Source organism: Arthrobacter sp. ov407 (assembly GCF_900102895.1).
Taxonomy (GTDB): domain Bacteria; phylum Actinomycetota; class Actinomycetes; order Actinomycetales; family Micrococcaceae; genus Arthrobacter.
This window is the reverse complement of record NZ_FNGD01000008.1, coordinates 238,913-247,628: the sequence shown is the minus strand read 5'-3', so window position 1 is coordinate 247,628 and position 8,716 is coordinate 238,913. Positions and strand designations below refer to the sequence as shown.

General features: G+C 68.0%; 7 protein-coding genes and 1 riboswitch. Of the genes, 3 read left to right on the top strand and 4 right to left on the bottom strand.

Annotated features, from left to right (window positions below; genetic code table 11):
* The coding region (locus BLS42_RS12665) for an IS3 family transposase (protein WP_143019189.1) at window positions 1-307 on the top strand (307 nt) is incomplete at its 5' end.
* Window positions 308-648: 341 nt separating this feature from the next.
* Here the strand turns inward: BLS42_RS12665 and BLS42_RS12660 are convergent.
* Together BLS42_RS12660 and BLS42_RS12655 are read right to left on the bottom strand one after the other, a co-directional pair.
* The gene (locus BLS42_RS12660; protein ID WP_090581651.1) at window positions 649-1,524 is read right to left on the bottom strand and encodes a VOC family protein; all 876 of its coding nucleotides are present in this window, start codon (window positions 1,522-1,524) and stop codon (window positions 649-651) included.
* 70 nt (window positions 1,525-1,594) lie between these two features.
* On the bottom strand, window positions 1,595-2,707 hold the full coding sequence (locus BLS42_RS12655; protein ID WP_090581649.1) for an amidohydrolase family protein: 1,113 nt from the start codon (window positions 2,705-2,707) through the stop codon (window positions 1,595-1,597).
* A gap of 79 nt (window positions 2,708-2,786) precedes the next feature.
* A riboswitch (TPP riboswitch) is annotated at window positions 2,787-2,895 on the top strand.
* Here BLS42_RS12655 and thiC point away from each other — a divergent pair.
* Window positions 2,891-4,696: a phosphomethylpyrimidine synthase ThiC gene (gene thiC / locus BLS42_RS12650; protein ID WP_090581647.1), complete on the top strand. Its 1,806-nt coding sequence runs from the start codon at window positions 2,891-2,893 to the stop codon at window positions 4,694-4,696. It overlaps the preceding riboswitch by 5 nt.
* A gap of 9 nt (window positions 4,697-4,705) precedes the next feature.
* Here the strand turns inward: thiC and BLS42_RS12645 are convergent, their stop codons facing one another.
* Together BLS42_RS12645 and ffh are read right to left on the bottom strand one after the other, a co-directional pair.
* Complete coding sequence (locus BLS42_RS12645; RefSeq protein WP_090581645.1) at window positions 4,706-5,440, bottom strand: alpha/beta fold hydrolase; 735 nt, start codon at window positions 5,438-5,440, stop codon at window positions 4,706-4,708.
* Between the two features lie 71 nt (window positions 5,441-5,511).
* Window positions 5,512-7,101 (bottom strand): signal recognition particle protein, encoded by a 1,590-nt coding sequence (gene ffh, locus BLS42_RS12640; protein ID WP_090581643.1) that lies wholly within the window; start codon window positions 7,099-7,101, stop codon window positions 5,512-5,514.
* A 152-nt stretch (window positions 7,102-7,253) separates the two neighbouring features.
* On the opposite strand from ffh, the gene BLS42_RS12635 reads away from it, so the two are divergent.
* On the top strand, window positions 7,254-8,654 hold the full coding sequence (locus BLS42_RS12635; protein WP_090581640.1) for a glucose-6-phosphate dehydrogenase: 1,401 nt from the start codon (window positions 7,254-7,256) through the stop codon (window positions 8,652-8,654).
* Window positions 8,655-8,716 lie beyond the last annotated feature (62 nt).

The window sequence follows — 8,716 nt, the reverse complement described above, 5'->3', positions numbered from 1 at the left end:
ACAGCAGCCGCTGGTGCATTCGGATCAGGGCTTCCAGTACCGGCACGTCTCCTGGCGCGTTCTTCTGGAGGGCGCCGGCGCGGTTCAATCGATGTCCCGCAGGGGCAACTGCTACGACAACGCGGTGATGGAGAACTTCTTCGGTCACCTCAAGGAAGAGCTCTTCCACCATGTCCGGTTCCTCAGCACCGACGCACTGGCAGAGGCACTGCACGAATACATCCGCTGGTACAACACCGAAAGAATCTCAACAAAGCTCAAGGGCCTGAGCCCGGCGCAATACCGGGCCCAGGCCCTCGCGGCCTAGGATCTTATTTGGCCAGTCCAACTTTCGGGGACCAGTTCACCGTGAGCAATGGACATGCCCTCCCCGAACCTTGAGCAATGGACATAGGGCCGCTATGTCCATTCCCGGCTGCCACAATTGGACATGCCCAGCGGTCCTCTCAGCGAACAGTGGACATGCCCAGCGGTCCTCTCAGCGAACAGTGGACATGCCCTCCCCCGCCCGTGAGCAATGGACATACGGCAGCTATGTCCATTCCCGGCTACGACAGTTGGACATGTTCCGAAGTCCTGCCCGCGAATGTTGGGCATGTCCAGCGGGGAACTTTGAACGCGGGACATGCTCAGCAAAACAGCGTGCACTTAGCGCACGGCAACGCGGATCCGGTTGCGCCACGGGTCCTCGAAGCGCAGCTCGGCCCCGGTGTGGTGCGAGTCGACGCCGGCGACCTTGAGCCGGTCGGCCAGGGCGGCGACGTCGTCACCGGTCGGCACTTCGATGAGCACCTCGCCCAGGCCCAGCGTGTCGCGCCGGGGGCCCGCGCCGCGGCTGTTCCAGACGTTCATGGCCATGTGGTGGTGGTAGCCGCCGGCCGAGACGAACAGCGCCTGGCCGTGCCAGCCCGCGGTCTTCTCGAAGCCGAGCGTGCCGACATAGAACTCATGCGCCGACTGGACGTCGCCCACCTGCAGGTGGACGTGCCCGACGCCGGCGGCAGCCTGGCGCTGGCCGGTCACGGACTCCTCGGTCAGGTACTGCTGCAGGTAGCGCTGCGGCGGCAGGGCGAGGCTGTCCATGACGACGTTCTTGCCCTCCCAGGACCAGGCCTCCCGCGGCCGGTCCCAGTAGAGCTCGATGCCGTTGCCTTCCGGGTCGTTGAAGTAGAAGGCCTCACTGACGAGGTGATCCGCGCTGCCGGTGAAGGACTGGGGCTCGTACTGGGCAGCGCTGGCAATGGTGGCCGCCAGGGAGTGCTGGTCCTCGAAGAGGAGGGCGGTATGGAAGAGCCCGGCCTCGCCGCGGGAAGGAAGGTTTAGCCCAGGGGCGGGCGCAAGGTGGACCAGCGGCTTCTGCTGGCGCCCAAGGTAGAGCCCGCCGTCCTGTTCGGCCACAGTCTCCAGCCCGAGGGCGCGCTGGTAGTAGTCGGTCATGAGCTTCATGTCGCCGACCTTGAGCATCACAGTGCCCATGGTGAGTTCGGCAGGAAGGAGGTCCTGGGTGCTGGCTTCTGCGGTCATTTCATCGCTCCGATGCTTCGGCGGCCACCGTCGTTCGATGACCCTTCATAAAGATAAATTACTTGAAGCTTCAATTTATTCCTAATGACCGGCCTGGTTCCCGCTGCACCGGCAGCCCGCGCAACACGATGTGCTTGAGCTGGCGCAGCGTGGCCGGTTGGTTCCGCGGATCCTCGGCCGTGACGAGGACATCCGCGCTTGCCCCTTCACAGATGGACTCCGCGCCGAGCCACGTCCGCGCGGACCAGCTCGCGGCGTCGAGGGCGGCTGCGGCGGGAAGGCCGGCGGCGTGCAGTGCCTGGATCTCGTCCACGATCCGGCCGTGGCTGATCACGCTGCCGGCATCGGTGCCGGCATAGGTCGCCACCCCCGCCTCGTGGGCTTCGAGCACCCGTTCGGCCCGCCGCTCCCACAGCGAGCGCATGTGGGCGGCGTAGCGGGGGAACTTCGCCTCCGCCCGGGCGGCGATGTCCGGGAACGTGGCGATGTTGATCAGGGTGGGCACAATCGGGACGCCCTGCTCGAGGAAGCGCGGCAGGTGCCGGGGCAGCAGCCCGGTGGCGTGCTCGATGCAGTCGATCCCGGCGTCGAGCATGTCATCCAGGGTGTCTTCGGCGAAGCAGTGTGCGGTGACGCGGGCCCCCTCGTCGTGGGCGGCCCGGACGGCGTCCTTGATTGTCCGGGCGGGAAAGCTGGCGGCGAGGTCGCCGGCGTCGCGGTCGATCCAGTCCCCCACGAGCTTGACCCAGCCGTCGCCTGCGCGGGCCTGCTTCCGCACGGCCTCGACGAGATCCTCCGGTTCGACCTCGACGGCCAGCCCCGGCAGGTAGCGCCGGGTCCTGGCGAGGTGCCGGCCGGAGCGGATGAGCCGGGGAAGGTCCGCGCGCTGCTGGAGCCAGCGGGTGTCGTGGACGGCGCCGGCGTCGCGGACCAGCAGCGTCCCGGCGTCGCGGTCCGCCAGGGCCTGGGCTTCCGCGGTGTCCTCGGAAACGTCCCCGCCGGGGCCCAGGCCGATGTGGCAGTGTGCGTCCACGAGTCCGGGAATGACCCAGCCGTCCAGCACGAGGTCCGGCGCGGCGGCCGGACGGCGGAAGGTCAGCAGGCCGTCCACGGACCAGAGCCCGCGGCGTTCCTGGTTCGCCGCTGTGAGGATGGGGCCGCTGAACTCAATGATGCCGGTCATGGCCTAAAGCCTAGTCCGCATGAGGATCCGCCGGCCGCGTCATACTCGACAGCCATCAACAGGTGCGTGGTAGCTTCGTCTACGACCACACGGGTGCCCCCTGCAGGGGCTGAGATCGGGCTGACGCAGCCTGCGACCGTTGAACCTGTCCGGGTAATGCCGGCGAAGGAAGTGAGTATTTTCGTGAATACCCAATTGACGCAGCACAGCCCTGTCCAAAATCAGTCAGCAGCCAGCACGCAGTCACTGAAGTCCCACTCGCTGGCCTTCACCACGGACCCGGACCATGGCATCCGCGTCCCGGTGACGGAGATTGCCCTGGAACCCTCACCGGGCGGCGTCCCGAACCCTCCGTTCCGGGTCTACCGCACGGCCGGCCCGGGCAGCGATCCGGTCCGCGGGCTGGAGCCGTTCCGGGCGCCCTGGATTGAGGCCAGGGCGGACACCGAAACCTACGCCGGCCGGGAACGGGAGCTGCTCGACGACGGCAAGTCGGCGGTGCGCCGCGGTGCGGCGTCGGCCGAGTGGCGGGGCGGACGCCCGGTGCCGCGCCGCGCGGTTGAGGGCAGGACCGTCACACAGATGCGCTACGCCCGGGACGGCGTGATCACCCAGGAAATGCGGTTCGTCGCGCTGCGCGAGAACTGCGATGTGGAGCTGGTGCGCAGCGAGGTGGCCGCGGGCCGGGCGATCATTCCCAACAACGTCAACCACCCCGAATCCGAGCCGATGATCATCGGCAAGGCGTTCCTGGTGAAAATCAACGCCAACATCGGCAACTCCGCCGTGACCAGTTCCATCGCCGAGGAGGTCGACAAACTCCAGTGGGCCACGCAATGGGGCGCGGACACCGTCATGGACCTCTCCACCGGGGACGACATCCACACGACGCGCGAGTGGATCATCCGCAACTCCCCCGTCCCCATCGGCACGGTCCCGATCTACCAGGCGCTGGAGAAGGTCAACGGTGAGGCGAACGCCCTGACCTGGGAGATCTTCCGCGACACCGTGATCGAGCAGTGCGAGCAGGGCGTGGACTACATGACCATCCACGCCGGGGTGCTGCTGCGCTATGTGCCCCTGACGGCCAACCGGGTCACCGGCATCGTGTCCCGCGGCGGTTCCATCATGGCCGGCTGGTGCCTGGCGCACCACCAGGAGAACTTCCTCTACACGCACTTCGACGAGCTGTGCGAGATTTTCGCGAAGTACGACGTCGCGTTCTCCCTAGGTGACGGGCTGCGGCCGGGCGCGACGGCGGACGCCAACGACGCGGCGCAGTTCGCCGAACTGGACACCCTGGCCGAGCTCACGCAGCGGGCCTGGGAGTTCGATGTGCAGGTCATGGTGGAGGGCCCCGGGCACGTGCCCTTCCACCTCGTCCGGGAAAACGTGGAGCGCCAGCAGGAACTCTGCAAGGGCGCCCCGTTCTATACGCTCGGGCCGCTGGTCACCGATGTCGCTCCGGGCTACGACCACATCACCTCGGCGATCGGCGCCACGGAGATTGCCCGCTACGGCACCGCCATGCTCTGCTACGTCACACCCAAGGAACACCTGGGGCTGCCCAACAAGGACGACGTGAAGACGGGCGTGATCACCTACAAGATCGCGGCCCATGCCGCCGACCTCGCCAAGGGCCACCCCGGCGCCCACGAACGCGACGACGCCCTGTCCAAGGCGCGGTTTGAGTTCCGCTGGCGGGACCAGTTCGCGCTGTCCCTGGATCCGGTGACGGCCGAGGCTTTCCACGATGAGACGCTTCCCGCGGAGCCGGCCAAGACGGCCCACTTCTGTTCGATGTGCGGTCCCAAGTTCTGCTCCATGCGGATCAGCCAGGACATCCGGGACGAATACGGTTCAGCTGATTCGCAGGCGGCCCTGGCGCAGATGGCGGCGGGAATGCAGGCGAAGAGCAATGAGTTCCTTGCCTCGGGCGGCAAGGTCTACTTGCCGGAGCCCGCCGTGGGAGGCCCGGCAGCCACTTAGGACGCCCGGTCAGGACGCCCGGGCGTGCTGGCGCCTGCTGACCTCGGCAATATACGAGCGGATGGCCCGGTCCCCGTCGGTTGAATCCTGGGGCCGGTGCCCTCCCGGCGCCGTGCGGTGCAGGGCACCGGTCTCGCGCAGGTAGCGGGCGATTTCCTCATACAGCGGTTCCCAGCCGCCGGTCAGGACCAGCGTCGGCACGCCCGGCACGATCTGCAGCGGGGCGTCCCACGGCGGCGCCTGCAGGCGGAGCCGGCGCGCCGCCCGGAGGGCTTCCGGCGTTGTGGCGCCGGGGGCGTCGGCCGCGAACGCGCGGCGGATGAACTCCCGCTGGAAGTCGTCGTCGTTGAGGTTGTGCCGGACGTCGAAGAGCGGCTGCATGAGCGCCCGGTGCGCGGCGGTGGCCGGGAGCTCCGCGGTCAAGGACAGGCAGGCCGGTTCCACCAGGGTCAGCGACTGGACGAGGTCGGGGCGCTCGACGGCGGCCATCATCGCGGCGATCGCGCCCTGCGAATGGGCCACCACATGCCCGCCGGCCTCGCCGCGGCCGTCATCTGCCAGCGACGCGAGCACGATTGCGGCGTCGGCGGCGAAGTCCGATTCGAGCGGTTCCGCGACGGCGTCGAACCCGTGCCGCCGCAGGAACAGGGCGTCGTAGTCCAGCGCCATTCCGTGCTGCTTTGGCCACGCGGCGGCACCGAAACTGCCAGCCCCGTGGACGAAGACTACGCGCTGCTTGAACATTGTCTAACCCTATGGCACTTCAGTGCTGATGCCGCCGGCGACACAGTCCCGGCGGCTGCCAGCAGCTGCGGCTACTTGCTGCCGCCAAGGAACTTGTCGAAGCCCTTGGGCAGGTTCAGCTGGGACGGATCGAAGTCGCCGCCCTGCTGGCCGAACGACGCTCCGGTGGGCAGCGCCTTGGGGCCGGCGGCACGGCGGGCCTCGGCGTCGCGCAGTTCCTGCGCAGCCTTGGCCGGGTTGCCGGAGCGGGCCTTCTTCTTGGGCGCGGTCTTGGCGCCCTTTCGAGCACCACCCCCGCCGCCCATGCCGGGCATCCCCGGCATTCCGGGCATCCCGCCGCCGCCGGCCATCTTCTTCATCATCTTCTGGGCCTGGGCGAAGCGCTCCAGCAGTCCGTTGACCTCGGAGACGTGCACGCCGGAACCGCGGGCAATGCGGGCCCGGCGGGAGCCGTTGATGATCTTCGGAGCCACGCGCTCGTGCGGGGTCATGGACCGGACAATGGCCTCGACGCGGTCGATCTCGCGCTCGTCGAACTGCTCCAGCTGCTGGCGGATGTTCTGCGCACCGGGCATCATCATGAGCATTTTCTTCATGGAGCCCATGTTGCGGATCTGCTGCATCTGGGAGAGGAAGTCATCCAGGGTGAAGTCTTCCTGGTCGGCGAACTTCTTCGCCATCCGGGCGGCTTCATCCTTGTCCCAGGACTTTTCGGCCTGCTCGATCAGGGTGAGGACGTCACCCATGTCGAGGATGCGCGAGGCCATGCGGTCCGGGTGGAAGAGCTCGAAGTCGTCCAGGCCTTCGCCGGTGGACGCGAACATGACCGGCTTGCCGGTCACGGATGTGACGGAGAGCGCGGCACCGCCGCGGGCGTCGCCGTCGAGCTTGGAGAGCACGACGCCGGTAAAGTTGACGCCCTCATCGAAGGCCATGGCCGTGTTGACGGCGTCCTGGCCGATCATGGCGTCGATCACGTACAGGACTTCGTTCGGGACGATCGCCCGGCGGATCTGGCGCGCCTGCTCCATCATGTCGGCGTCGATGCCGAGACGGCCGGCGGTGTCAACGATCACGACGTCGTGGAGGGTGCGCTTGGCTTCCTCGACGCCGGCACGGGCGACGGCGACCGGGTCGCCGGCAGGGTGGTCCAGCTCGGTGGACGTGGCGCCCGGGTGCGGGGCGAACACGGGCACGCCGGCGCGCTGGCCGACCACCTGCAGCTGGGTGACCGCGTTCGGGCGCTGCAGGTCGCAGGCGACCAGCATGGGGCTGTGGCCCTGGGCCTTGAGGTACCTGGAGAGCTTGCCGGCGAGGGTGGTCTTGCCGGCACCCTGGAGGCCGGCGAGCATGATGATGGTGGGGCCGGTCTTGGCGAGGCGGATCCGGCGGGTCTCGCCGCCGAGGATCTCCACGAGCTCCTCGTTGACGATCTTCACGATCTGCTGGCTCGGGTTCAGCGCGCCGGAGACCTCCACGCCGAGGGCACGCTCGCGCACGCGGCCGGTGAACTCCCGGACCACGGGCACGGCGACATCGGCGTCCAGAAGGGCACGCCGGATCTCGCGGACTGTGGCGTCAACGTCCGCCTCGGTCAGGCGGCCTTTGCCACGCAGATTCTTGAAGGTTGCTGTCAACCGGTCAGAGAGTGAATTGAACACGCGCCGTGCACTTCTTTCAGTGGATCTACAGGTGGCGGCCGGTGCGGCACGCCAGCGTCGCGACTTGTGTTCGCCTGAACGAACCGCCTCGACAACAGGACTCGACTATCTAGGGTACCAAGATGAGCCTTCAAGATGGCATGCTGGCTTAGGTGACCAGCCAAACAACTGTAAAAACCCTGCTCATCCTGGGCGCCTCCGGCGATCTTACGGGCAGGCTCCTGTTACCGGGGCTGGCCCGCCTGGTGGCCCGGGGCCGCGCCGACGGACTCACCCTGGCCGGAGCGGGATCGGACCCCTGGACGCCGGAGCAGTGGCTGGGCCGGATCGAGGAGTCCTTCGCGGACGAGGACTCCCAGGCCGATGCCCACGGCAAGCGGGAACTCAAGCGGATCCGCCAGGAGAGCGCCTACCACCAGCTCGATGTCACGGCCGAAGGCGAGCTCGCGGGGCTGCTCGCGCAGCTGGAGGGCCCCGTGGCCGTCTACTTCGCCCTGCCGCCGCGCGTCAGCCAGCTCGCGTGCGAGGCGCTGGCTCCGGAGGACGTGCCCGCCGGCACCCGGCTCGTCATGGAGAAGCCGTTCGGCTCGGACGAACACTCCGCACGGCACCTGAACAAGACACTGGCCGGGCTGGTCCCGGAGGACCACATTCACCGGGTGGACCACTTCCTCGGCAAGGCAACCGTCCTGAACATCCTTGGCCTGCGCTTCGCGAACACCTTCCTGGAGCCGGTGTGGAACCGGCAGCACATCGAAAAGATCGAGATCATTTTCGACGAGGACCTCGCCCTCGAAGGCCGCGCCCGCTACTACGACGGCGCCGGCGCCCTCCGCGACATGATCCAGAGCCATCTGCTTCAGATCATGGCCCTCATGGCAATCGAGCCGCCGGCGTCAGTGGACGAACGCGACCTCCGCGATGCTGTGGCCACCGTGCTGCGGGCCAGCAGCGTCAAGGCCCCGTATCGCCAAAACACCCGCCGGGCACGGTACACCGCCGGTTCGATCAACAGCCGGAAAATTCCGGACTATGCCCGGGAGGACGGCGTGGACGCGTCCAGGGGCACCGAGACCCTCGCCGAGGTGCAGGTGGAGATCGACAACTGGCGCTGGCAGGGCGTTCCGTTCACCCTGCGCTCGGGCAAGGCGCTGGGCACAAAACGCAAGGAGGCCGTGGTGACCTTCCGGCCGGTGCCGCACCTGCCGAAGGGGTTCACCGGCGTGGACGCCCCCAACCAGCTGCGGATTGGATTTGGCCCGGACACGCTGCAGTTCGACGTCGACGTGAACGGCCCGGGCGATGTCTTGAGCCTGGACCGGGCCACATTGCAGGCCGAGCTGAGCGCTTCCGGACTCCTCCCCTACGGTGAAGTGCTGGAGGGCGTCCTGGCCGGCGATCCGCTGCTCTCGGTGCGGGCAGACACCGCCGAGGACTGCTGGCGCATCTTGGCGCCGGTGCTGAAGTCCTGGACCGCCGGACATGTCCCGCTGGAGGAATATCCGGCCGGGACCCCGGGGCCGGAGGGCTGGCCGGGAGCGGCACCGGCGTAGCACCAGCGCAAAACGGGCGCAGCAGCAGGGACGACAAAGCGGGTCGGATGCCTTTTGGGGCA